Origin of the sequence: Streptomyces filamentosus, from assembly GCF_014654895.1 — a bacterium.
GTDB lineage: Bacteria > Actinomycetota > Actinomycetes > Streptomycetales > Streptomycetaceae > Streptomyces > Streptomyces filamentosus.
Map to the genome: position 1 here is coordinate 1,457,282 of NZ_BNBE01000002.1, position 24,932 is coordinate 1,482,213.

Sequence of the window (24,932 nt, forward strand, 5' to 3'; positions counted from 1 at the left end):
CCGACACGGGCCCGTCCTGTCACATCCGGCCTGGCGGAAGCTCGATGATCTCAAGAAGCTCGCGCGCCGCCCGGCCTGTCCGTATAACCGACGGAAGGACCTGTACAACCTCGCGGGCTCTTTCCTCCACGATCGGTGTGCGGTGGGCGGGGTCCATCCGCAGGAAGGTGGCGCCGGCCAGCTGGCACGCCTCGTCAGGGCTTCGGTCCCGCGCGTAGCAGATGGCTGCTTCAAGCCGGAGGAGGGCAGGATCGATCCCTGTCTTGTCCTGGTAGAGGACGAGCGCCTGATCCTGGACTTGGCGGGCCTCGCGCGTGTGCCCGAGAGCGGTCAGCGTCCCGCTCTTGTAGAGCAGGTAGCGGCGCTCCGGAAAGGCGAAGGCATCGTCCGCCGAGTCTCCGCCGAACTGTTCAAACACCTTCGTCGCGTAGCGTAGTGCGGCCTCGGCCTCGGCCTCGGCGCCAAGCTTGGCCAGGGCCCGCGCCTCTGCTGCTGCCGAGAAGGCGTGCGTGGCGCTGGTTCGTGCTCTGCTGCTGATCACCCTGGCCTCCCGGCACAGATTCACCGCCTGGGTGATCGGACCGTAGTAGAAGGGCAGCATCGCGGCCTGAGCCCTGACGCGAGCTCGAAGCTCCGAGTTTCCGCTGTCGTCCGCAGCGGTACGCGCTGTGGCGTACCAAGATCGCGACCGCGTGAGGTCTCCAAGTTTCATGAGTGCGTCGGCAGTCAGCGTGGAGAGCATCGCAGTCAGCTCCGAGAGCCGAACTTGGACGGCGGCTGGCTGTCGGCATGCGGCCAGCTCCTCGACCTCGGCAAGGAGGTCCAGAAGGCGGGTGAGCATCAGGGCCGGCGGGGTGGAGATGTACTCCTGGCTGGCCCAAAGGACCATCTCGTCGATGTGGTCCAGCTGGTTGGAGTTGACCGTCGCGGAGGCCAGGGTACGGTCCACCGCACGCCGCGCGGCGTCGACCCTGTGCGAGAGGTGCTCGGCAGCCGTCGGGATCCGCTCGCCGATGGCGGACATGGGGGTGATCTCGGCGCGGTGCCCATGCCGGGACTCTGCCCGGAGGACGATGCCAGCGACGGCCTCGGTGTCTTCCAGGCCCAGCCCCCCGGGCGAGCAGCCATAGAAGGCGGCGAGCACGAGCACGGTGGAACGAAGCGGTTGATGCCCTCCCGTTTCCCAGAGCCGCAGCTGTTCCACGGTGACCCGGGGGGCCCTGTCCAGGTCAGAGACGAGCTCGCGGATCTGGTCCGCTGCCTCGGTCAGGGTGAGGCCCATGGCCAGACGCTGTGCGCGCAAGGGGGAGACGGAGCAGTGCGTCTGAATCGTGCGGGCGATCTCGTCGGTTGACTGTCCGCGTTCGGCACCGCTCTCGCGTAACCGCTTTGCGCAGGACGGACGATGGGGTCCAGGGCCACGTCGCATGGAGTTGATTCCCTTCGAACTCGCCGACCAGCGTACTGACATGCTGTCCGCTCTGTTTCAAGAAAACGCGGCTCCGTCATGTACGGCCCTGGAAATACGTGAAGCGTCACGCAAGCCGGTCACGTTTACGTGAACCGTCACCGTTGCCGCTCCTGGTGCACGGGGGCAACTCTTGCCCTCCTCGGGCTTCCCGAGACCACAAGCGGCTCGCCGGCCACGACACCTGACGGTCTTGGCTCGTGAGCCTGCGGGTGCCGCCGCGCTCCGGACATCGGCCGGCGGCACCCGCCATCCAGGATTGGGGGTGCGCTCAATGACGTCGACTCGGAAGACCGGACAGTTCCTCGCTGTCCTGGCGCACGATGTCGAGACGGAACTGGCTACGATCCATCTCGCGAACTCGGGACAGGCCGTGCCCCAGTCGCGGCAGTTCCTCCAGGAAGAGCTCTTGGGCTGGGGATTCAGCCGCAAAGACGAGCTGACGGACCGCGTCCTTCTCGTGGCCAGCGAGCTGGTGACGAACTCCGTGCTTCATGGTCGAACTCGGCCAGCGGGCGAGACCGAGACGCTCGGGCTGTCGCTCTCCGTCAAACCCGGCGCGGCACTCGGCATCCTGGTGACTGACAACTCGCCGAATGTTCCCGCGCCGGTGTTCCGGCCCGACACCGCGGACGGTGGACGCGGTCTCCGGCTCGTCTCCGCGATTGCCGACCACTGGACGGCGGCTCCCGCGACACGTGACGGAGAGGTTGTCGGCAAGAGAGTGTGGGCCTTCTTCCGCTGGCCGGGCGAGGCGGAAGTACCCGCTCGTAAGCGCGAGGTCGCCTCGAGCGGATGCACGGCTGTGGAGGCGCGGTGATCGTCGCCGTCGGCGGTCGGCCGCGTACGGGCAAGTCGGAGTTGGCCAGACATCTCGCGATCGTCATCGGCGGGGTCCTGCTCGACCTCGCCCAACTGCGAACCGTGATGTTCCCTACGTCCCGCACCACCTCGCACGAGCAAGCGGCCCGCCTCTACGAGTGGCTGTTGCAGGCCGCGGTGTGGAATCTCCACCAGCGCCCCACTTCCCCAGTAGTCCTCGATGCTCATCCCCTCACACGGGCCCGCGATGTGCGAGCGCTCCGACATCTCGCCGGCGGTATAGGCCACCGCCTTCACGTCATCGAATGCGTCCGCACAGCCCCTGTGTCGGAGGATCCCGCTCAAAAGGCCCACCAGGACGCTGAAGGGCCCCCGGGAGATGCCGGGAGCGCGGGTTCGGTTCTGGCTCCGAAGATCGTCGTGGACACCCAACAGCCCATGGCCGAGTGCATCACGGAGATTCTGCACGCACTCGCCGGCTCCCCTGGAACTGAGCGATTTCCGCACGCCCCGCATCCCTACGCCAGCGAGCCTCCGACGGCTCATTCCTGCCACTGCTAGCCGCACGACGCACGGAGTAGAGCGAACGTCCGTCTGGCCCCCTGGCCCCTCCCCGCCTCCGAGCGCTCCGCAACCTCGCTCGGGCACCCGCCCCTGGGGACTGACCACCGGAAGCCGCTGGCTTGCTCGTCCACCGCCCCCGTCTCCTGCCGTACCCACAAGGACTCCCACCATGTGTCAGCACCAACCCCCGTGCCCGAGCGCAGACTCCGTAGACCGTGAGGCGGCCCGTCTCTCGGCTCATCACCCCGAGCAGGGGTGGAGCCTTCTGTGCAACGGCGTCCTACTCTTCGACGACACTGGCGAACTGCTCCCCGACGGTCAGATCGTCGCCCCTCACCGCGCCCTGCCGACGGCGGTGGCAGCGTGAAGCTCCCTTCCCCGCGTCCCCCCGCGGAGATCCCCCACCCTCCGCGGCGGGCGGGCCGGATCGAGGACCACGGCCTCGTCGGCAACGGGCGCACCGGCGCGCTGGTCGACCGCGACGGCAGCATCGACTGGATGTGTCTGCCGCGCTTCGACTCCGCAGCCGCGTTCACCGCGCTGCTGGGCAGCGAGAACCACGGCATGTGGCGCATCGGGCCCGCCGGGCCGCACGGCACCGCGCCCCCCGCCGACGGGCGGCGCTATCTCGACGGCACGCTGATCCTGGAATCCACCTGGATCACTTCCTCCGGCACCATCCAGCTTCTCGACTTCATGCCGTTCACCGAAATGGACGACGTGACGCAGCTGGTCCGGATCGTCAAGGGCGTCAGCGGCCGGGTCCCGATGCGGTCCGTCCTTCGGGCCCGTCCCGGTTACGGCCAGGCTGTTCCGCGGCTCGAAATCGCCGGCCGCCGGGCGAACGTCGGCCTGGGCGACGGCCGCCTTTGGCTCGACACCGACGCCCCCAGCCGCGCGTCCGGCGGCGACCTGATCTCCGAGTTCAGCGTCGCAAAGGATGAGCAACTGGCCTTCGCGCTCGCGTGGCAGCCGGGAGGCGACGAGCCGCCACCGCTTCCTGCACCGGAAGGACTGCTGAAGCAGACCGAGGACTACTGGGCGGGCTGGACGGCCAAGTCCACATACTCCGGCCCTCGCTGGGAGGCGGTCGAGCGCTCTCTCATCACGTTGAAGGCGCTCCAGCACGGACCGACTGGCGGATTCGTGGCTGCTCCGACCACCTCGCTGCCGGAGGAAATCGGCGGCGAGCGCAACTGGGACTACCGCTATTGCTGGCCTCGTGACTCCGCCATGACGGTCGAAGCCCTTCTCAGCTGCGGCTACGGGGAGGAGGCCCGGGCCTGGATCGGCTGGCTGCGAACAGCCATCGGCGGCCGGCCCGAGAACCTGCAGGCCATTTACCGGGTCGATGGCAGCCGAGAGCTGACCGAGGCCGAGCTCGGCTGGCTGCCTGGCTTCGAGAACTCCGCCCCGGTCCGCATCGGGAACGGAGCCGCGAAGCAGCTGCAGCTCGATGTGTACGGCGAGATCGTCGGCGCCCTGTACGCGGCCCAGGAGCACGGTCCGGAGCTGGCTCCTGTCGTAGCCCCGATCATCACGAACCTCGTCGCGTGCCTGGAGATCCTCTGGGAGCAGCCGGACGAGGGAATCTGGGAGGTCCGTGGTCCGCGCCGGCACTTCGTGCACTCCAAGGTGATGGCCTGGTGCGCGGTCGACCGTGCGGTCAGGCTCATCGAAGATGGCCGTACCGACGGGCCACTGCAGAGGTGGCGTGAGCTGCGCGACGCGATCCACCAGCAGGTGTGCGAGCGCGGATACGACGAGGAACGCAACACCTTTACGCAGTCGTACGGCTCGACGGAGCTGGACGTCTCCCTGTTGCAGATCGTGACGACCGGGTTCCTGCCTCCGGACGACAAGCGGGTCATCGGCACGGTCGAGGCGATCCAGCAGGAGCTGTCCACGACGGGCGGGTTCCTGCTGCGCTACCGCACCGGGGGCCAGGTGCCGGGCGTCGACGGCCTCGCCGGCGACGAGGGCACCTTCCTCATCGGCTCCGGGTGGTTGATCGTGGCGCTCTGCACCATCGGCCGCGTCGACGAAGCCGAGATCCTCCTGGAGAGCCTGCTCCGGATCCGCAGCGACCTCGGCCTGCTCGCCGAGGAGTGGGACGTCCAGCACCAGCGCCAGCTGGGCAACTTCCCGCAGGGGTTCTCCCACATCGCTGTCATTCAGGCGATCCGGGCCGTCGCAACCGCCCGCGCCTCTCAGGGGCGCCGGATCGCTGCGGGGGTGATCGGGCGGTGAGTGCTTCTTCTTCGTTACCGGCGGGTGGGCTGAGCCAGACCCGGGGGCGACACCGGGCTTCGCAGGGCCGAACCTCCGGCCTCGTCCTGATCGGGGCGAACCTAATCGGTCTGGCGCTGGTCGGCTGCATGGTCACTGACGAGTCCAACGACTCCCGCGACTTTGGAGCAGCGGTGACGATCCCGGACATGGCTTCTGCCGAAGAGCAGCCGTCGAAGACGGCCAACGCCACGGCAGCATCCGACCTCACCTCCCGCTCGGTTGGCCTCGCAGGCCCCGGGGAGGCGGCATGAGCACCGATTCCATCGACGTCACCGTACATCGTGGCGCCCTGTCGGACGTGCTGTGTGAGCAGATCGCCGTCGTCAGCCAGCGGGGCATCGGGGGGTTCAGCGACGACCGCCCGGTCAGTGCCTCGCTGGTGCGGTCGAGACTGACGAACGCGCTGACCGGCGCACCACCAGTACTCGTGCTCGCCAGGGCCGGCGAAGAGCTGGTCGGGTGGTGTGCGGTCCGGCACCCCGAACCCCACGAGGCTCGCGCCCGTCTGTGGGGGCCGGTCGTCGATCCGCGCGTACGCCGGTCCGGGCTGGGTTCGCAGCTGCTGCGAGAGGTCACCGGCCTCGTCGTGTGGCCGCTGATGACCACGGATGTGCCGGTGGACCGGCCGGGCGCCGCCGAGTTCTTCGCCGGAGCGGAGTGGCGTGTGCTGCACGAAGTGACCGTCCTGCGCGGCGTCCCAGTCCCGCGGGGTATGGCGACCGCCGACAACAGCGTCGGGTTCGCCGACCTGGATGGGTACGTTGCGGCGGCGGCGCGCCAGTTCGGTGGGTATCCGGCCGGGTTCGCTGAGGCGACGCTCCCGCGATGGCGGGACGACGCGCGGTTCCAGCCCGACCACCTGTTGCTCGACCCGCCGACCGGATCGCTGCTGCTGGCCCTCGCCCAGCACAACGGGGCCAGCAGCGAACTGCTCCTGGCGGAGCTGTGGGCGACACCCGCCGCACGCCGGCCACTGATCCGGGCCGCGCACACGCTGGCTGCCCGCCAGGGCCTGGAGGCCGTGCGCGCGGTGACCCGTGACGATCCGACGCCGTTCGTCGCCTGCGGCATGACCGTCGCGGGCCGCTGCCTGATCTTCACACCGCCCGGCGACCGCTAGACCGACGCCATCACCATCGGCCGCATCTGAATTGAGAGGAAATCCATGTCCCTTTGTCTGGAGTCGCCCGTGGTCCACTCGGTCGACTTCGTCGGCCGCAAGACCGAGGCCCAGCAGCTGACCGAAATGCTCGTCGAGCGCCTGCGTGCCGCTCCCTTCGTACGCGAGGTGTGTTTCGACGACGAGCAGGGATCGTGGGTGTGCACGCTCGCCAACGGCGGGCGGGGGCGTCTGGCGCTGGCCGCGCCAGCCGATCCCGCCGCGGTCGCGGACCGGACCCACCGGATCGTGGCGACCTTCGAAAAGGGCAACCTCCGCGATCGGACGTCCTTCTTCCAAGCCGTCACACATCTACCTTTCACCGACTCGGAGATGACCGCCGTCACCTCGGAGCTGCCCTTGACGAGCACGCTGCCAGAGCGCTGGCCGGACAAGCCGCTCGCCGACGTCGGGCTGGTACTGACCATCCACCACATGCGTGACTTCCTCGTCCTGGTCAACAGCCTGGTCGAGCTCGGCGTCGATCCGGCGCACATGACGGTGATCGACAAGGAGTACCAGTACGCCAACTCCCGCCGTGTCGACGCCCATCTCGTGCAGCGTCTCGGGATCACGGTGTGGCGCTACCGGGACCTGCGTGCGGGGCTGGAGGACCATGTGTCGCGAGTGACCGCGGCGGGCAAGCGCAGCATCGTCATGGACGACGGCGGATACGTCCTGCCGATGGTGCTGAGGGAACTTCCCGAGAGTGCCGGGCACTTCATCGGTCTTGTGGAGCAGACCACCTCCGGTATCCGGAAGCTGGCCGGGTTCGGCCTCCCGCTCCCGCTGTTCAGCGTGGCCGAGAGCGACATGAAGGGCATGATCGAGTCCTACGGCATCGCCGACGCCGCGGTCCGAAACACCCTGCGGCTGCTGCCGGACGAGAAGTTCGAGGGCCAGGCCGCACTCGTGCTCGGCTTCGGCCGGATCGGCCGCGAGGTGGCCCGTGTCCTGGACAGCCGGCGGATGCGGGTGGCGGTGTTCGACGCCGACATCACCCGCCTGGTCGCCGCACACGAGGAAGGCTTCCTCACCGGCCGGTCGCTGACCGAGCTGGTGGACTCCCACCAACCGCGGCTGGTCATTGGCTGCGTCGGCAGCCGCAGCTTCGGTCTGGAGCAGGCCAGGCTCCTGCCCCCTCGTTCGTTCCTGGTCAGCACCACGAGCCGGAACTACGAGTTCGCGCTGGACGAGCTGCGCGAGGGCAGCACGGCGGTGACGGACCGGGGCGTGCTCGGCACCAGCTACCTGTTCCCCGACGGGTCGGAGATCGTCGTCGTGGGCCACGGCATGCCCATCAACTTCCACTTCGCCGAGAGCCTGTCCAACAGGTACGTGGACCTGGTGATGGCCGGGCTCGCCGTCGGCGCGGTCGCGGTGGCCCAGGGAGGCGAGCGGCTGCAGCCCGGACACAACCTCGCCGCCACCAACGAGATCCTGGCCGAGTCCGGGATCGTCGACGCCTATTACCAGCTCTACGGCCCCGCCATCACCACGGCGACGGGGAGCGGGCATGGGTGAGCGGATCTTTACCCTCAACGATCTGACCGGCACCGACTCGGTCTGCCCCTGCCTGTCGTGTCACCTGGGCACCGTGTTCGCCCAGCACTTGACCGACCTGCGCACCGGGTATCCCGGGCGGGCCACGCCTCTGGGACACCGGGGTGCCGGGCCGGGAAAGACTGCGGTACCGCATCTGGTCGCCCTGCGCCTGGGCGAGGGGCTGCTCGACGTTGTGGTGTGGGAGGAGATGAGCCCCGCCCAGCTCGCCGCGTGGCTCCCGTACGCCGAAACCCGCGCGCGCGTGCCGCAGCTGGCCCAGCGGATACCGAGCCTCGTCCGCATCCGGCAGGCCCTACGCGCCGGCGCGTTCGCCCCCTCGGGTGAGGTCGGCGCCGCGCTAGCGGGCGACCGTTACCCCTCATTCCGTTTTTTCGTCGAGCACTGGCCCCAGATCAAGAAGGAGTTCTCCGCATGAACACCGAATCCAGCGACTTCGGTACCGTCGGCACCGACTACGCCGCCTACTCCAAGGGCGGGCGCGGCCGGCTGCGGCACGAGATCGTGGCGCGCCGCGTCCTTGAGGAGCTCGGCGACAAGCCCGCCCGCGTCCTGGACGTCGGCTGCGGCGACGGCGAGATGGTGCTGCGCCTGGCCGCGGCAGGGCATCACGTCACCGGGGCCGAGGTTTCCTCCGACATGCTCAAGCGCGCCGAGGAGAAGCTGGCCGCGGCCGGCCTGGCCGAGCGCGTGAGGCTCGTCGAGGCCAACATCTACGACCTGCCCTTCGACGGCGAGGTCTTCGACGCGGTGTGCTGCCACGGCGTCGTGATGTACCTGCCCGACTCCGCCGAGCCCATCGCCAATCTCGCCCGGCTCGTCGCCCCCGGCGGCATCCTCAGCGTTCTGACCAAGAACACCCTCGCTGTCGGAGTGCGCGAAGCCCTGCGCGGCCAGTACGACACGGCCCTGGCCCAGATCGAGACCACCCAGGCAGCGAGCATGGGCAACCTTGGCATCGTCACGCGTGGCGATGCCCCCTACCGCCTGAACCAGCTCGCCAGCGACAACGGCCTGGTCCCGCTGCCTTGGCAGGGCGTGCGGATCTTCCACGACCACCTCGGCAATGACTGGCGACCGGAGGAGGACGTTTTCCGGAAGGCGCTGGCCACGGAGTGGGCCGCCTCCATCCGCAGCCCCTACCGGGAGCTCGGCCGTCTCGTGCACGCCGTCGCCCGCCGCGAGGCCACCGCATGACCACGGTCCCTGTCAGGCCGCTGACCGTCGGCGCCCTCGCTCGCGACCTCGTCGCGAGTGCGGGCCAGGCGGTCAGCGCCCTGCGCTGCTACGAGACGCTCGCCGCACTCTGGGTCCGGTCCGAAGACCGTCGCCTGCCGACGGCCGAGTGGCTGCGGGCCTCCACCCTGCGCGCCGCCGGGCGGCTCATCCGCGGCGAGATGCAGGTGGCGGCCCCAGACGCAGATCTCGTGCCACGTGAGCTGACCAGCGACGAGTCGATCGTGCGCCTCCCGGCGTCCCTGGCAGTCCAGGGCGTGGAGTGGCCCGACATCGTCCAGCTCTCCGAGCGGTGGCTGTCAGCCAGGTCGGACGGATGGCCGGTCGCGGTGGTGGGCGTGCGAACGGGCGGGGCCTATCTCGCTCCTCTCGTCGCCGCCCGCCTCGCCCGCGAAGGGCTCGACGTCCACCTCGCCTCCGTACGACCGGGCGAGCGAATCACGCCGGGCCGGCGCAGGATCCTGCTGGTGGACGACCCGCCGCTGACCGGCCGCACCCTGGTGTCCCTCGCCCAACGCCTGGCCGAACCCGGCAACACCGACGTCCTGGTGCCGGCCTTCCGTGACGACGACGTCCAACCGCTGCGGGACGCCGGCATCTCGGTCACCGTCCTGCCGCGATCCCGCTGGGCCTCCACCCGCCGCCTCGCCTCGGGCGCCCTCGACACGTACCTGTCCAAGGAGGCCACGTGGATCGGCCGCGCCGAAGCGCCGGTGAGCGTGGTGGGCTTCCGGCCGGGGAGGGAGAACTCAGCGCTGGCCGCATGGCCGGGCTTGCGGCGCCGCTCGCCCGCCCGGGCCGCCTTCACCCTCTCGACCCGGCACGGCCGGCAACCGGTGGTGGCGTCCTGGATTCCGCCCGGCATCTTCGGTGACACTGCCCGCGCGACGGCCACCGCGTTGTCGAGCGCTCTGACGCCGGCCACCGTGGGCGTCGCACCGGCCATGGTGATCAGCGAAGACCTGAGCATGTCCGCCCAACTGACCCCGCGTGGGGACTGCTGGCTCGACGACGCAGTCGGCTATGCCCTCGACCGCTCCGTCCAGCTCCCCGTTGCGATGAGCCTGCGCGCTCCCGCTCCCATCCCAGCGGCCTTGAAGACGGTCGCCACCGCGCTCACCAACGGCAACCCAGGGATGGTTCTGCCCCGGCTGCACCGCTGGGTGATGTCGATGGGGTCCTCGGTGCCGGACGGCCGGTGCGAGGCAGAGAAGTGGCTGATCGACGCCGAAGGCGGCCTGCGCAAGACCGGCCACCTCACCCACGCCTACCGCCGCGACAACGAACTGCTCACCCCACTCGTCGACCTGGCCGCCATCATCGTCGCGTTCGGCACCGACCTGAAGACGGTGGCCGCCGCCGTCGACCAGCGCCTTTCCGACGATGAATCCTGCCTGCCGGCACTCGCCACGGCCATGCTCTGCTACGGCGTCGCCCGGGGCGAACAACTGCCCCGCACCTACAACCCGGAGCGAGCTGCAGCCACGGCGCGAGAGGCGCACCGTCTCCAGCGGGCCATGATCGACGCCGCGCTCGTCCTGCAGGAAGCGCTGCACATTCCGGTGAGCTCACGGACGCCGGTGCTTCGCCGGTGGCGTCGCCAGCCCGCGGCTCTACTCCAGCCCATGCTGCCCTTCCGAGGCCGTCCGGCACCCAAGGCTCCGCGGATCGATACCCGGAACGTCGAGGAAGCGGTCACCCGTTGGGCCGAGGGCCGGTTCGAGCCGGTACAGGCCGGCAGCGCCCTGCTGCTGGCGCCGCTCGGCCCCGCCTCGACCTGGCAGCACGCGACCGCCGAGCTCGGTGACCTCGCTGCCCGGCTCCCCCACCCCCACCTCCTCGCCTGGTGCGGCGTGCCCCTCGTTCAGCTGGAGGAAACGTGCTGATCTTCGACTTCGACGGCGTCCTGCACGACTCCCGCGAACGGGCCTGGAGCGCCTACCAGACCGTCCGAGGGGAGATGGAGTTGTGGGAGCTGCCAGACCTGGCAGGCCCGGGGGAGTTGCCGCTGATCTACCGGGGCGTGCTCAGCCAGTCGCTGACCCGCTGGATCCCGTACGAGACGGCCGAGCGGTTCTGGCAGCGGCACGCACGGCTGACCGACCTCACGGCCGGCAAGGAAGAGCGCGGCGTCATCCCCGACCTTGTCGGCATCCTCGGCGAACTCGCGAGCGGTCCCGGGTACGGCATCGTCACCGGCAGTCACCGCACCACGGTCGATCGCCTGCTGCGACGAGATCTCGACACGGAAGCAATGCCACGGATACTGCTCACGCGGGACGAGGACGGCAACAAGACGCTCAAACTCCAGCTCTTGCAGCGGCAGCAGGGCGCAACCGCATACGTCGGAGACACCGGCAGCGACGTACGCCACGCCCGTGCCGCCGGCCTACGGGCCATCGCCGTCAGCTACGGATACGCCGACATCGCCGACCTGACCACCGCCGGCCCCGACCTCGTACTCCACACCCCCGCGGAGCTCGCCACCTGGTGCCACAGCCCCCGTCCCATCGGCCTGTGGTCTCGACGGAGTGCCGCTGGGCGCTAACTACCTGAGTTGCCTCGCTGAAGCGGGAGCACCGACAACGAGCAGCCGACCCGTTCGACTCGTCGGTCAGTCCGGGATCCATCGGACGCGATAGCGGGCCTGGAGGTCGCCGGCCGTCATGCCCCGCCGCTGCGCGCGTTCCTGCTGCTCGGCGGCCTGCTGCTCGGCATCCAGCCCGAGTCCATCGGGGGGAGATGCATCGTCGAAGGCGAGCTCGGGTTCCTCCCATTCTGTCTCGGTGCCGTGGACCGGACCGAATGGGGCCGGGCCCAGGCCGGAGACGCCGACAAGGTCGGGTGATCCACTGGTAGACATGAACGTTCCCGTCCGGCCGTCGGGGAGAGCCAGCCGGCCTGGCGCGGCGCCCCGTAGGTCGTCGAGGGTGTCTGTGTGGAGGCTTCCGACCCAGGTGGTGTGACGGTCGTACGTGAAGTCCGGCACCTTCTCGGGATCGAGGCTGAGTATCAGGGCCGCGACGACCGGTACCTCGCGTCCATCGGCGAGCGTGACCGTGCCCTCACCTACGTACCGGGTCTTCCCATCTTCCCACGGCATTGCGCCCCCCTTTTTTGCATATGCACGGACGGAGATCGTTCCGCATAAGCATGAAGCGGGCAACCTTCACGGGGATGCGGGACCGGGTACGGACGCGAAGACCTCTCCCGCACAGGTCTACGGTCGCACTTGGATCAGCGCGTGAGTGCCGCTCGTACGCCAGGCAGCCACAGACCGTTGGAGGCTGTCCAGCGTTCCCTGCTCCAAGCCGACAATGACGTCGGACTTCAGGGTCCGGAACGCTGCGACGGCCCTGGGGAAGTAGGCCGTGCGCTCGGCGAACGGCACAGTCGGGTGCCACAGCCTGTCTCCCACCAGGCGACGGTAGTTGAGATCACCCTTCAGAATCGTGAGCGTGGCACCCGCGCACTCCTTCCGCAGGTCCTCGGGCATCTCCTCGTACGGCAGCGGAGCGCAGAAGAACGGGTGGGTGCGGACCTCCAGGCTTCCCGCCGCCATGGCCTTCCAGAGTCGGCCGCCGATCCGGCCCGCTTCGCCGGATGCCTCGATGAGACGGCGGAGGCTGTCGACCACGTCCGCGGTCATCGCGTCGGAGACGTAGTACGGGTATGGCTTGACGTGAAGCACGACCCGCTCGGCGTGCCCGTGTGCGAGGAGGTGGTCGATGAGGACGAGGTCGGGAATCAGCTCACGTCCCGCGTTGTCGGCTACGACGGCCACGGTGGCCGAGGTGCCGGCGGGCAGGAGCTGCCACAGCGTGGCGCTGTCGTCGCTGACCAGGACCGGGACCGCGGCGTCAGCCACTGCCGGCTCCCCCGCCGAGACCCGGAAGCCGAGGTCCGCACGGTTGCCCCAGAGGGAGGCGTGGAGGAGCGCCGTAGCCCGCTCCTCGGCCGGAACACTGGCGAGCGCGTCGAGGGCCTGCAGCTCCTCCTCTACCGCGTCGCCTCGTAGTTCGGCCTGCTTGAATGGCGCGAACGGATCGGCTCTCTGCCACGGACCGGTACCGAAGTACCCGACCGCGCCGAGGAGCCTGCGGTAGAAGTAGCTCTCCGCCCACAGGAACGGGACGTCGTACCACGAGCGCCCGAAGTGCTCCTGTCCCCAGGCAGTCCAGCGCTCGTGGTCGTGATCCGCGGGGGCGAGTGGTTGGACGACACCGTTGGTGATCTCGTCCAGCAGTGCGTCGAGCGCTTCATGCTGTCGGCGACCGTACGGGAATGCATCTCGTACCTGCTGGATGGGGCAGGGTGACGCTTGGCCAGCACACCCCAAGCGAATGAGCCGGGCTCGTTGCTCAGGATGACCGGCGCGCTGGCCGCGGCGGCCGGGGCTGGGCCGGGAACGGCCTTCTCGCCCAAGTTGCGAGAGCTCCTCTCCGTCATGGTCCACTCCCGCTTGGTCTCGCTCGCCATGGAGGGTCCTCCGTGAACGGCATGCCGAAAGGTCCAGCCTAGTCGGCAGCGTTCGGCAGTGGTGTGACACTGGGTGCAGTACTCGGTGCACGCACCCCACCTTCGGCCTGCACCGTGCTGGGTCCCCCGCTCTGGGAGATGCTCACCGCCACCAGACGAGCCTCCGCCCGCTCTCTCCTATGCCACGTTCAGAAGGAGCCAAAGGCATGCCCAACATCGTCAAGCGCAACGCCCGCGCCATCCTCCTTGACGGCGACGAGCTGGTCCTGATCAAGCGCATCAAGCCGGACAGAGAGCCGTACTGGGTGTCGGTCGGCGGCGGGGTGGAACAGGACGACGCAACCATCGAGGCGGCCCTGCATCGGGAGGTGTTCGAGGAGCTGGGCGGCAAGCTGGAGCGCGCCGAGCTCGTCCACCTGATCACCGACCAGCTGGAGGACGGCATTGCCGTCCAGCACATCTTCGCCGCGCGCCTGGCGTCGATGGACCTGGCCGCACGTACGGGGACGGAGTTCGCCAAGCCAGAGCGGGGCACGTACGAGGTGGTCCGGGTACCGTTCACCGCCGAGGCCATGCGCGAGCTGAACCTGATGCCGCCCGAGCTGGCCGAGTTCATCGCCGCGAACACGGAGGCCATCGTCTCCGTCGTCGACTCCCTGATCCGTGAGGCGTGAGGGATAGCGGAGACCTTGACCTTCGCCAGCCTCAACGGCCCTGGCAGCAAGCGCAAGACCTCGCAGAGCTGTCGCAGACTGTTCGATTGCAGAGGGGGTGGCGTGCGGACTACTCCTTCGGTCAGGAGCTAACCGCAGCGGTGCAAACGCCGCGGTGTTCAGCTGCCCCATTCCATTCGCACAGGCTCACGGGCGGTGCCGAGCGCGCCATCGAAGTCGGCTAGACGTTCAGCGAGCGTGGCGGAGGCGAGTCGGGGTGGGAGTGCAGCGGAGAACTTGAGGCCGCGGACGGCACGCGGATCAACAGTGGGCAGGGTGAGGGACTCGGCCAATTCGGAGCGGGCGACCTTCCAGTCCTTCGAACTGAGGTCCTGGCGCAGGCGGACGTGGGTGTCTGTGGGGCGCTGAACGGGGTCAGCAAGGTTTCCGAGGGAAGCTGTGAGAGTGGCGTTGGCGCGGTAGCCGGCCCAGGTCCACCAGCGGGTGGCATCTGCGTCTCGGACGAGGAGGGTGCCTGCAGGGTGCACTTCGTGGGGTGCGCGGTCCATGCGGAGTTCGGCGAGGGTGGCGGTGGCGCGGCGCGTGAGGCGGACGTCAGGGTCGGTGCCAAGGAGGACGTCGCGCATGGCGCGGGTGAGGGCGTAGGAGAGGCCGCGGGCTTCGCTTCCCTGCCATTTGGCGATGCCGCCATCTTCGACCGGTTCGACGAAGGCGCGGCGTCGGGCCCAGTCAATAAAGGTGACCTGCCAGCTGCGGCCGGCCAAAAGCAGGCGTCGCGGGCCTGGGCGTTCCTCGGTGAGGACAGTGGGGTCAGTGGTCCCGATCTCCTTGCGTCCGGCAAGCACGGTGAACTCAGGCGGTGCCGTGAACGAAGCGGTCAGCTCCATGAAGTGGCGTCGGCCGAAGTGTCTCTCGGCTTCGGTGCCGATGAACAGCATGCCGCCGTCGCTGTCGAGGAACCCGCCTTCGACGAGGTGGGACAAGAGAGGGCCGGCGGAGCGGTCGAAGGGAGCCAAACCGTTCCACTGTTCGGGCCATAGGCGGTCGCCGAGGCGGTGTTCCTGCAGGGTGACAGCGAGGAGTTGTTGTGCGACGAGATGGCGCGGCGAGGGGGGCGGGGTGACAGGTTCTACCCAGCCTCGGGACCACAGAGTGAGCAGGCCAGCGGCTTGGAGGAGGGCGTCGGGCCGGGTGGCGAGGAACAGGCAGTTACGGGAGGTGCCGGCACGGCGTCCGGTACGGCCGATGCGTTGCAGGAAAGAGGCCACCGTGCTGGGTGAGTCAATCTGGATGACGCGGTCAAGGTCGCCGACGTCGATGCCAAGTTCGAGGGTTGAGGTGGAGACGATGACACAGTCGCGCGCTTCGGCGAATGCCTGCTCGGAGCGAGCACGTTCGTCAGCGGAGAGGGAGGCATGGGAGAGGAACACGGTGACGTCGCGCGCCCGTAGTGCCGCGCCGAGCTCTTCCACCTGCTTGCGCGAGTCACAGAAGACAAGCCGTTTTTCGCCCTTGTGTAGGGCGGAGATCACTTTGGCAGCGTTGGCGAGAGATCCGACGTAGTCGAGTTCCACCTCTCCAGCGGGGCGCGGGAGATTTTCGGCGCCGGCCGATGCGGTCCCGCTGGCGGGCAGGGTCACTCCGGGGGCGACGACTCGGCCTGGGCGGTCGGCGGGGCTGGCGCCCTGGAGCCAGGTGAGCAGGGTGTCGGGGTTGCCGACGGTGGCGGAGAGGCCGATGCGTTGGATCCGTTGGCCGGTCAGTCGCTCCAGGCGTTCGAGTACGGCGAGCAGGTGCCAGCCGCGGTCGTCCCCCGCGAAGGCGTGCACCTCGTCGACGACGACGGCGCGTACGCGGCCCAGCATATGCGTGTGGTCGGTCTTGACGCTGATGAGCATCGCTTCGAGGGACTCGGGCGTCGTCAGCAGGAAGTCGGGGGACTCTGTGCGGATGCGGCGGCGCACGGACTCCGGGGTGTCGCCATGCCAGAGCGCGGCTCGGCGGCCCAGCCACTGTGCGTAGCTGTCGACCCGGTGCACCAGGTTGTTCAGGAGTGCCTTGAGCGGTGCAAGGTAGAGGACGGAAGTGCCGGTCCAGTGCTTCTCCCGCATTGCGGACAGCATCGGGAAGGTGGCTGCCTCCGTCTTCCCTCCGGCGGTCGGCGCGAGCAGGATCGCGTCCTCGCCGTCCATCAGCGGGTGTACAGCCTCCTTCTGCAGGGGGCGCAGATCCGGCCACCCGAGTGTGTTGACGATGTGGTGCAGGACTACCGGGTCAAGGCGTTCCACCGGGTCGGTGCCGCGCGGCTGATCCTGCACGTCTATGGCTCCTGCGCTGGTCGTCAGAGGTCGGGGCTTCGAGGAATGGCTCTTCAGAGCTCGAGGTCGAGATCGTCCGCGGAGGCGGCTGGCGTGGGCGCGGCGAAGTTCCGTTCGGTGGCGGTGAGGTCGCCGCTGGAGACCGTGAGCTTGTAGTGCGTGCGCGGGTCGAAGTCGGGGAACTGGTCGATCCGGTCCAACACGTCCCCGACCAGTTTCTTCAGGTACAGCCGGGGTGCTACTCCGACCCTTCCGCCGAGAGCACCTCCCACGGCCCGTGCCAGGTCGGTGAGGTACGCGTCGTCGGCGAGCTGCTTGATCCGGTCCGGGGACTGGGAGCCGTCCGCGTACAGGTCGCGGATGGTGGCGCCCAGGCCGGTCAGTGACTGCTCGGTGAATCCGGGCAGCCGGATCTGGACGGCCCGTGGGTTGTCGAAGCGGGGGTCGGTGGTGAAGTCGGTGGCAAGGCGCTGGGCGAGTGGTGCGAGTCGCTGTACGCCCTGTTGTCCGTCGTAGAAGGCGGGCGTTCCGGTGATGACGAGGTAGAGGCCAGGGAAGCGGCCGGAGTGAACCTCGTCGATGAGCTGCCGCAGCGCGTTGAGTGCCTTGTCGCGTGCGTCGGAACGAACCCGCTGCAGGGTCTCCACCTCGTCCAGCACGAGAACGAGTCCGGCGTGCCCGGCGTCCCGGAGCACGGTGAGCAGGCCCTGCAAGAAGCCGAAGGCACCGAAGTGGTCCAGGTCGCCGCGGACGCCTGCGCTGCGCCGGGCGGCTGCGGCGACGTGTGGCTGGCCACCGAGCCATGCCATGACCGCGGCCGCGGTGGCCTCGTCTCCGGCGTCCAGGGACTGCTTGTATCCACGGAGGGCGGTGGCGAAAGCGGGGGCATGCCGGGAGACCTCGGCAAGCCGGGCAGTGAGAAGCCGGTCCACGGCCTGCGGCAGCTCGGTCTCGCTCGCGCCGTCGGCGAGTGCGTCCTCCTCCAGCGCGTAGAACCACGCGTCGACGACCGGCCGTAGTGCGCTCGGCGGGAAGCTCACGGTGGTCAGGCGTTCGGTGAGCCGCCGGTAGACGGTCTCCAGCTTGTGTAGGGGGGTCTCGGTCTCCGACACCTGTACTTCGGCTACGGCGAAGGTGCGTCGTTTGGCGCGCTCGCCGAGCCAGCGGGTGAAGAAGGTCTTGCCGGATCCGTACTCGCCACGCACGGCCTTGAACACCGAACCTCCGCCGGCGACGGCGTCCAGCTCCTCGTCGATTGCCCCTTCGAAGCGGCCCAGGCCGGTCGCGAGCAGGTCGAGGCCGCTTTCGGGGACGGCGCCGCGCCGCAGCGCATCCACGACGGCGCGCCGTCGCACGACGCCGACCGGGGCGGCCGCTGAAGCTGAGGATCCAAACGCGTTCACCCGAACAGTCTCCCATCCGGCCGCCCACCTGGCCGGATTCCGACGCCAAAGCCTGACATCCAGCACGCGGACTGAGCGGGCCGGGAGACCGGCCCGCCCGATGCAGGCACACTGCGCCGGTTCACAGCCCGAACTGCTCGATCAGCTGGGCGCGGTGCAGGCGAAGGGTGCGGTTGTCAGGGAGGATCTCCAGGATCTGGGCCCCGTCGTAATTGAGGAGCTGGGCGAGGGTCGCTGCGAAGCCGGGTGCACGGGTGGCGGGCTGGCCCGCTCGCTCGGCAAGAGCGGTCATCGGCAGGGTGCCGGCCTCGACAAGCGCGACCAGTGCCTTCGGGAGGACGGTCTTGTCGCGTGGCTTACGGGCGAGCAGGTCCAGCTGTGCCTGGTACAGCTCAGTCGCCATGAGCCGCTCGACCAGGGCAACAGCAGGGTCTTCGGACTGGTTGGAGGTGGGCGAGGGCTCGGACTCGGCTGCCGATTCCCCGGGTTCCTGCGGTACGGGGGGTACCACCTCGTCCTCGCTGAACAGGCTGATGGCGCCCTCGGGCGGGGGCGGGGCGGCCTTCTTGGTCTGCTTCCGGCGCGGGCTCGCCACGGCGGCGTCGGGCACGGCACCTGCGTCCGCTTCGTTCTTGGCGCCGGCCTCGACGACGCCACGACCCTCGCCGTCCTCGGTCCACCAGGAGGGGGTCGGGTCGCCCAGCTCCCGCCATCCGATCGGCGGCTCGGCGCCGAAGGGAAGCAGGGCGAGGAGCGGGATGGTGAACTCTGCGAGAGTTGCCCCGCCGTGGTAGCCCGCCTTGAGCGCGGTGTACCGGGTGTCGTGGTCCCGCAACGCGACGATCCGCGATCCGGGATCCGGCCAGACCACCCGAGGTCCGGACAGCTCGATCTCGGCCGGGGCGACGGGTCCACCAGGAGTGCGGTGGCGGGCCGAGCCAATCGTGCCGCTGGCCGCGTCGAGCTTGGTGCCGCGCCGCTCGACTACATGGCCGTGGTCGGAGGTGAGCAACACGGTCATGCCATGCGCACGGGCAGCCCGCAGCAACGGTTCCAGACCGCCGATCTCCCTGGCCCGCCACGCACCGTCGCCGAGTTTCTGCTCCTTGCCGAGGCGGTCATCGACCGTGTTGAGTACGACCGCGACATGGGTGCGCTCATCGGCGAGGGCTTCGGTGAGGGCGGTGGAGAACGGCGAGCCGGTGTCGGGGCCGCGCAGGTCGTCCTTGTGGAAGACGACCGCCGGTGCCCCGTTCCAGCAGGAGTGCTGGGGGAAGAGCCGCTTCTCGTCGCTCTGGTCGCCCTTCATCAGGGTGCCCGCGAACAACGAGGTCCGGGATACGGTCGTGAGGGTGGGCAGCGCGGCAGCCACGGCGCGCCGGACGGGCGGTCCGGCCACGGTGGGCAACGGGTCGAACTCCGCCCACTGTCCCCGGAGTTCTTCGCCAAGCTCCGCAGCTATCGCCGCGCTCATCCCATCCACGAGCAGGAGCAGGACCCGCCGGCCGGGGCTGGCCACGACGGGTGCGACAACACGGTCCAGCAAGCTCTCCACGGTGAGCATGGCGCCGGGGGCGGTGCCACCCGCGGTCCACACCGCGAGCCGCTCGGAGAATGCACGGTCCAGCTCGCGGCGCTTGTCCCGCACCTGCGCGCCGATCCGGCTGTACGCGTCGGCGAGTACGTCGTCCGGGTCGCCGCCCGCTTCGAGGTGTTCCAAGGCCCGGTCTACCCAGCCGAGTTCGCAGATCTGACGGGCGGTGCCGTCAGCGACCGAGGCGATATCGGCCTCAGGCGAGCCGGCGAGCCACTGCCGCAAGCGCGTCGCCATCCTCACCCGCTCGATTCGCGCGCGGGTGGCGCCGTCGGCGGCAAGAGCATGGTCGGCCAGCGCGATGACGGCAGCGGTGATCGTGTCGGTGCCGCCGTCGGCAAGGGCACGACCAGCCGCAGTGAAGCGGGCATCGAGTCCGGCCGAGAGAAGCGGGCTGGAAGTCGCGGCAGCCTGTGCCCCGAACTGTGCCACGAGCTGTGCGGCCCGAGTCAGGACCGGGTCGGCAAGCCGGTGCTCGCCTCGGTCGACAAGCCCGCGGACGAACGCCTCGCCACTCGATCCGAAGGAGGCCAGGAGTCTGTCGAGGTCGTCGCCCTGGGCAGGAGGCTGTTCACCGAGCCACCGCTCGGCGCGCCCTCGTGCCCGGTACAAGTCGTGGTCGGCCTCCGCATGCCCCCACAAGGCGGCGCAGACGACCGCGTAGGCGGCTGCGTCTGCCCCGTGTTCGGCGTTCACCAGGGCAGTGATGATCTTTCCGGTCGAGCCGCCCTGTTCGGGTTCGGCGAGGAAGCGGGCCAAGCCGGCCCGTTCCGGTCCGCGCAGGTCGCGCAGGAGGGCGGGGCCGCCAGGGGTGAGGGTCCATCGGAACAGTGCGACGGGGTCGATGCGGTCTCCGTCGTCGTGTGCGGCCGGCCCGCCCAGCGCATCCGTGTCGTGACGGCCGATCCTGAGACGGCGCCTGGCCAGCCGGGTGAGCGCCTCGTCTCGGGAGAGCACTCCCTTACCCAACGATGGCCAGCCGCGGGTAGCCGCCGCGTCCAGGAGCGCTTCGGCCGCCCACGTCTCGCTGCGCAGTCGCCCGTCGAGACCGCGCGCGTCGAACGCCTCTTGCACGACTTCCCAGTTGTCGACGGACCGGATCCCGCCACCGTAGACGCGGGCGAGCAGCCCGGGGTCGAGGTCGGTGTCCTCGCAGTCGGTGAGGACGACCAGGACCTTGGGGTCGGGGGCAGTTGCCGCGTCGAGATGGCCCAGGATCTGCTCGTGTACGGCCAATACCGAGGGCCCGACGGCCACGCGCGCCCGCAGTCCGCCCGCTGTCTGTTGCACTGCGGGCCCGTCCCAGGCCGGATCGGCCCGCAGCAGCAGGACGCGGACCGTGCCGTCGCCAAGCCGGCTGCGGGCGGCGAGATACTGGCGGACGGTCCCCGCTGGCAGCCGGGCGAGACCGGCAGACTCGGGCGCTGTGGTGACGGTGTCGGACATCAGTCGACAACCTTCCAGACGACCTCGACGGTGGCGTTGGGGTTCTCGGCCGCGAGCGCCGCGATCTCCGCCTGCAGCTCGGCGGCAGCCCGCGAGGCGGTGGTCCGCCCGCCGCCGGAGCGGACAACGGGCCGAGACGGCGTGCGGGGCCCCGGCTGCGCCACCGGCTCCGGCAGCACCTGCGGGTGGGCGGAGCCGCCGATCAGGTCCACGTCGTCCGAGCTCGGCGACGAGGTGACAGGGCTCTGGGGCTGCTCGGCCGTGGTCTGTCGGGACCTCAGCAGGGACAGCACCTCCCGTCCACTGGCCTGCAACACGCCCGGCAGGTCGGGGTAGTCTCCCGGATCGCCGGCGGCAGCATCTCGCACCCGCTCCAGGACGGCCGCGCCGTCCACCCCGAGGGTGTCGGCCAGGCCCAGCTGGTCCCAGCTGGTGTTCTGCAGCGCGGCAGCGACCTTCCCCGCGCCCTTGAGGGACATGGCGTAGCGGTGTGCGGTGAAGTCACCGAGGTCGAAGCGTGCGATCCGGTCAACGACGGTCTTGGCGTCTATGCCGGCCTCTGTCACCGACTTCACCAGCTCCTGCGCCCGCCGGGCGAGGACGAGACGGGGCGAGTCGTCGTCGAGGCGCAGGAAGGAACGGTGCTTCTCCAGTTCCCCGACGAGCCGTCCTGCGTCCTGGGCGAGCGCGGCGGCGGCCTGCTTGATCTGTCCGGCGAACTGGTTGACGATCCGCCCGCGACGCAGTTGCGGCGCCCGGTCCCCGAGCACGGTCTCGTACCGCTTGCGCGCCTCGGTCCAATCTTCCTCACTGGGCAGCGCCTGCTCGCGCAGGGCGTAGTCCCGCTTCAGCTCATGCGGTGCGGGTGCCGGTTCGACGGGGACACCGCCGCGTACCCACACCCGGTCGGTCATCTCCGCGTAGGCGGCGGCGAGCAGCCGGCGAAGCGGCTCGGGCAGTCCGCGCGGCTCGGGAAGGTCGCTCCAGTCGGAGAGCTTGACCAGAGTCGGCTCGGCGGTTCCGTCCCGGCGGGCCTGGCTGGTGAAGTGGTCAGGCCAGGTGGTGGACTGCCGGTAGTACGCCTCCCGCATGGTGCCGAGGCCGAGGCCGCCCGCGATCCGCGCCATGGTCTTGCGGTCCTTGCCATCGACCTCGACCTGTCCGTCGCGGTCCTCGGCTGCCTTGCGCACGTACTCAAAGACGGTCCTGATCTCGGCAGGCTTCACAGGCTTGCTGGCGCCTTCAGGGTCCAGGTCGGGATGGGCGGGGTACTGGTGGGCAAGCAGCTTGCCGGCCAGGTCGCGAGCGGCGGCGTCCAGCGGTGCACCGAGCGGAAGCCGAAGCTCGGGCACATCCTGCTGGGCGACCAGGTGGGTGTCGAAGCCGAGGTCGACGACCCCTTCCTGCTTTTGTGCGAGCCCGTACGCCTGCCGCAGCGCCTGGGTGACGCGCTCGGTGAGGATGTTGCGCTGCGACTGCAGCATGCTCTTGGCGCGCGCCTTGTCGTCAGCGTTGAGGCTGCGTGCGAATTCGGAGTCGAAGCGGGCCTCGTCGGCGAGGGCCTTGTCGATGACGACGAGACGCTCGAAGTCACTGCGGGAGGCGTCAGTCAGGTGTGTGGGCAGCCAGGCCAGGGTGCGTGAGTCGCCGCCCGGCTTCTCCCGCAGGGCACGCAGCCGTTGCAGGTCGTCCATCGGACCGAACTCGCCCTCGTCGTACGGGAAATCGACGACGAGCCGCCAGGCGTCGTCCTGGCTGGGCCGCAAGGTCGCCTCGGACAGCGAGTCGACGTCGGCGACGTGGCCGAAGACCACCTCGATCTGTCGTTCGGTGCCCTTCCACACAAGGTCAAGCACGTCGTATGCGTCGAAGCCTCCGGGCCCGTCGCCAACCCCGAGCGCGTCCTTGAGCAGGCTGCGCATCTTGGCGCGCCGGTTGCCCAGGTTGTTGTGGACCTGTGCATTGGCAAGGACGGCGTCCAGGTCGACGCCGGTGAGCTCCAGTCGGACCACCGCGCCCGGCCCGGTACCGGCGACCTTGATCTCGGGGAAGGTCGCCGCCCACTCCTTCACCTTCTGCTCGAGCCGGCCGACCTCGGTGCCCGCGATGCGCGTGGTGATGGAACCGTGGTTGAGGGCGTGCAGCCGCGCCAACGTGAGGTCGGCGAGCGCCGGCACGCTGGGCGCGAGCGCCGACAGCAAGAGGGTCTGCAGGAGCCGGCTGTCACCGGTGAAGTCGCGGCAACGGGCCGCGAGCTGGGGGTCGCCCAGGCTCTCGGGAGAGCGTCGGTACGCCTCGACCTGGTCCTCGGTGACCTGGTTGGTCTTCAGCAGGTACGGGCGCAGCTTGTCCCGGTACAGCTTGTCGGCAGCCTCGAAGTGGACGTTGGTCTCCCCGCTGAACGCCTTGTCGCCGCCGCCCGCGATCGCCGGATACAGATCGCCGAGCGGCACGAGCTGTCCGAGCCGCCAGTCGTCACGGTGGTCGACGAGCAGCTGACTCATCAGCTTCAGGCCGGTGCGGGAGCGCTGCAGCGCGGCAGAGATGTGCACCAGGGTGTCCATGAACGCCGGCGGGAACGGGTACGTCCGCCTAAAAGCATCCTCGTCCGCGCCGGTGGTGGACTTGTCGTGCCCCAGCAGGGTGTCCCACACATCCGGGCCGAGCTTCTTGGCCTCTGCGAACGCCGCGTCCACCTTCGCCTCGGCCCCCGGCACGGGCTTGAGCAGACGAGCCTGCGCGATCTGAGGAAGGTTGCGGTCCTCGAGGACGATCTCGTCGTAACGCCCGCCGTTGAGCTTCAAGGTGTCCTGCACTGCCGCCTCGGCGGCACCCGACATCTCCTCACCGACCAGCTCACGCAGATCACGCTGACGGGCGATGAACGACACCACGGGAATGGCACGCCGCTCGTCACCGCCCTCCACGAAGTTCGTCACCTTGCTGGATTCCCTGCCCAGCACCTTCTGGTCGTGGATGAGAGTGGCCAGCCACAGGATCAGCTCGTCCATGAACAGGATGAGCCCGTCGTAGCCCAGCGCCTTGGCGTGCGCCGCGATGACGCTGAGCCCCCTGTCGAGGGAGATGAAGCCGCTGGCGTCCTCGGAAGCATTGCGCGCGAAGGCGGGGAACAGCGTTCTTGTGAGGTCCTGGACGAGGCGGGCACGCAGTTCCCTCGGCGTGGAGGGATTGTCCAGATCGAGGCTCTTGGTGTTCTCGTGTTCCTCCACCGCGTCCATGGCCTCGTCGAGAAGGCTGCTGGTCCAGGTGAAAGAATCACCCCACTCGTCCTCCTGACCACCGGCATCGGCGAGCTGCGCGATCACCCAGTCGTCGCCGTTACGGCGGCGCTGCTCGGCGAAGTCCTCGAAGATCCCGTCGGTCCGGTAGACCTGCGGCAGCGGGCAATCCTCATGCAGCTTGCGTACGTGCTCCACGTACTTGCCGAGCACCCGCTGCTCCAAAGACTTGGCGCCCAGCATGTGGTACGGCACCAGCAGGAACTTACGGTCATCCGCATCGAGCCAAGAGTGCCGGGCCCGCACCGGATCGAGCTCGCTACGGTTCCGAGCGGCCTGGTTGCGCGAGAGCAGCGCGTAAAGCACCGCCATGAAGTGCGACTTACCGGAACCGAACGAACCGTGCAGATATGCCGCCTTCGACGAGTGGCTGTCGAGCGCCGACTTGATCAGGTCCAGGGCCTCGTCGAAGTTACCCAGCAGCCGGTCGGTGACGACGTAATCCTTCAGGGCCGCCTCAGCCCCCTCGGCGGTGACCGCCTCGTTCAGCTTCAGCACGAAGTCGGAGGTGGACACCGACTCCGGGATGTCGATCAGCTCCCGCAGAAACGGCCGGTCCTCGGGGCGAGAGTTGTTCCTACTCATGAACGCCATGGTGTTTAAGCTCCTCGCCCT

Annotated in this window: 17 protein-coding genes and 1 pseudogene; 11 read left to right on the forward strand and 7 right to left on the reverse strand. The window is 69.3% G+C overall.

Annotated features, from left to right (window positions below; translation table 11 throughout):
* Nucleotides 1-19: 19 nt before the first annotated feature.
* Complete coding sequence (locus IE326_RS25485; protein ID WP_506417386.1) at nucleotides 20-1,471, reverse strand: helix-turn-helix domain-containing protein; 1,452 nt, start codon at nucleotides 1,469-1,471, stop codon at nucleotides 20-22.
* 271 nt (nucleotides 1,472-1,742) lie between these two features.
* Here IE326_RS25485 and IE326_RS25490 point away from each other — a divergent pair, with 271 nt between their 5' ends.
* The 10 genes from IE326_RS25490 (at nucleotide 1,743) to IE326_RS25535 (ending at nucleotide 11,652) form a co-directional block, all read left to right on the forward strand.
* On the forward strand, nucleotides 1,743-2,288 hold the full coding sequence (locus IE326_RS25490) for an ATP-binding protein (RefSeq protein WP_190043114.1): 546 nt from the start codon (nucleotides 1,743-1,745) through the stop codon (nucleotides 2,286-2,288).
* The gene (locus tag IE326_RS41910; RefSeq protein ID WP_373310262.1) at nucleotides 2,264-2,851 is read left to right on the forward strand and encodes a P-loop nucleotide/nucleoside kinase family protein; all 588 of its coding nucleotides are present in this window, start codon (nucleotides 2,264-2,266) and stop codon (nucleotides 2,849-2,851) included. The genes IE326_RS25490 and IE326_RS41910 overlap by 25 nt, the downstream gene beginning before the upstream one ends.
* 172 nt (nucleotides 2,852-3,023) lie before the next feature.
* Nucleotides 3,024-3,221, forward strand: coding sequence for a DUF5999 family protein (locus tag IE326_RS25500; RefSeq protein ID WP_190043116.1), 198 nt, complete (start codon nucleotides 3,024-3,026; stop codon nucleotides 3,219-3,221).
* Complete coding sequence (locus IE326_RS25505; RefSeq protein ID WP_229915615.1) at nucleotides 3,218-5,104, forward strand: glycoside hydrolase family 15 protein; 1,887 nt, start codon at nucleotides 3,218-3,220, stop codon at nucleotides 5,102-5,104. Before IE326_RS25500 ends, IE326_RS25505 begins: the two co-directional genes overlap by 4 nt.
* A 289-nt stretch (nucleotides 5,105-5,393) precedes the next feature.
* Nucleotides 5,394-6,266 carry a GNAT family N-acetyltransferase gene (locus IE326_RS25510; RefSeq protein ID WP_190043117.1) on the forward strand — a complete coding sequence of 291 codons (873 nt, stop codon included), beginning with the start codon at nucleotides 5,394-5,396 and terminating at the stop codon, nucleotides 6,264-6,266.
* Nucleotides 6,267-6,311: 45 nt separating this feature from the next.
* The gene (locus IE326_RS25515; protein ID WP_190043118.1) at nucleotides 6,312-7,829 is read left to right on the forward strand and encodes a Rossmann-fold NAD(P)-binding domain-containing protein; all 1,518 of its coding nucleotides are present in this window, start codon (nucleotides 6,312-6,314) and stop codon (nucleotides 7,827-7,829) included.
* Entirely contained in the window at nucleotides 7,822-8,286 is a 465-nt protein-coding gene (locus IE326_RS25520) for a hypothetical protein (RefSeq protein ID WP_190043119.1), read from the forward strand. The genes IE326_RS25515 and IE326_RS25520 overlap by 8 nt, the downstream gene beginning before the upstream one ends.
* Entirely contained in the window at nucleotides 8,283-9,065 is a 783-nt protein-coding gene (locus tag IE326_RS25525; protein ID WP_190043120.1) for a methyltransferase domain-containing protein, read from the forward strand. The genes IE326_RS25520 and IE326_RS25525 overlap by 4 nt, the downstream gene beginning before the upstream one ends.
* Complete coding sequence (locus IE326_RS25530; protein ID WP_190043121.1) at nucleotides 9,062-10,990, forward strand: phosphoribosyltransferase; 1,929 nt, start codon at nucleotides 9,062-9,064, stop codon at nucleotides 10,988-10,990. The genes IE326_RS25525 and IE326_RS25530 overlap by 4 nt, the downstream gene beginning before the upstream one ends.
* Nucleotides 10,984-11,652 (forward strand): HAD family hydrolase, encoded by a 669-nt coding sequence (locus tag IE326_RS25535; RefSeq protein WP_190043122.1) that lies wholly within the window; start codon nucleotides 10,984-10,986, stop codon nucleotides 11,650-11,652. The genes IE326_RS25530 and IE326_RS25535 overlap by 7 nt, the downstream gene beginning before the upstream one ends.
* A gap of 66 nt (nucleotides 11,653-11,718) precedes the next feature.
* On the opposite strand, the gene IE326_RS25540 is transcribed toward IE326_RS25535, so the two are convergent.
* Nucleotides 11,719-12,207 (reverse strand): hypothetical protein, encoded by a 489-nt coding sequence (locus IE326_RS25540; protein WP_190043123.1) that lies wholly within the window; start codon nucleotides 12,205-12,207, stop codon nucleotides 11,719-11,721.
* A gap of 117 nt (nucleotides 12,208-12,324) precedes the next feature.
* A pseudogene (locus IE326_RS25545) lies at nucleotides 12,325-13,553 on the reverse strand (damage-control phosphatase ARMT1 family protein).
* Nucleotides 13,554-13,789: 236 nt separating this feature from the next.
* Here IE326_RS25545 and IE326_RS25550 point away from each other — a divergent pair.
* Complete coding sequence (locus tag IE326_RS25550; RefSeq protein WP_190043124.1) at nucleotides 13,790-14,257, forward strand: NUDIX hydrolase; 468 nt, start codon at nucleotides 13,790-13,792, stop codon at nucleotides 14,255-14,257.
* 158 nt (nucleotides 14,258-14,415) lie between these two features.
* Here the strand turns inward: IE326_RS25550 and IE326_RS25555 are convergent, their stop codons facing one another.
* From IE326_RS25555 to pglY, 4 genes are all read right to left on the reverse strand, one after another.
* Nucleotides 14,416-16,575, reverse strand: coding sequence for a DEAD/DEAH box helicase (locus IE326_RS25555; protein ID WP_190043125.1), 2,160 nt, complete (start codon nucleotides 16,573-16,575; stop codon nucleotides 14,416-14,418).
* Between the two features lie 53 nt (nucleotides 16,576-16,628).
* Nucleotides 16,629-17,978 carry a BREX system ATP-binding protein BrxD gene (brxD, locus tag IE326_RS25560; protein ID WP_190043126.1) on the reverse strand — a complete coding sequence of 450 codons (1,350 nt, stop codon included), beginning with the start codon at nucleotides 17,976-17,978 and terminating at the stop codon, nucleotides 16,629-16,631.
* Nucleotides 17,979-18,099: 121 nt separating this feature from the next.
* Nucleotides 18,100-21,018, reverse strand: coding sequence for a BREX-2 system phosphatase PglZ (gene pglZ, locus IE326_RS25565; RefSeq protein WP_190043127.1), 2,919 nt, complete (start codon nucleotides 21,016-21,018; stop codon nucleotides 18,100-18,102).
* On the reverse strand, nucleotides 21,018-24,911 hold the full coding sequence (pglY, locus tag IE326_RS25570; protein WP_190043128.1) for a BREX-2 system ATPase PglY: 3,894 nt from the start codon (nucleotides 24,909-24,911) through the stop codon (nucleotides 21,018-21,020). The genes pglZ and pglY overlap by 1 nt, the downstream gene beginning before the upstream one ends.
* Nucleotides 24,912-24,932 lie beyond the last annotated feature (21 nt).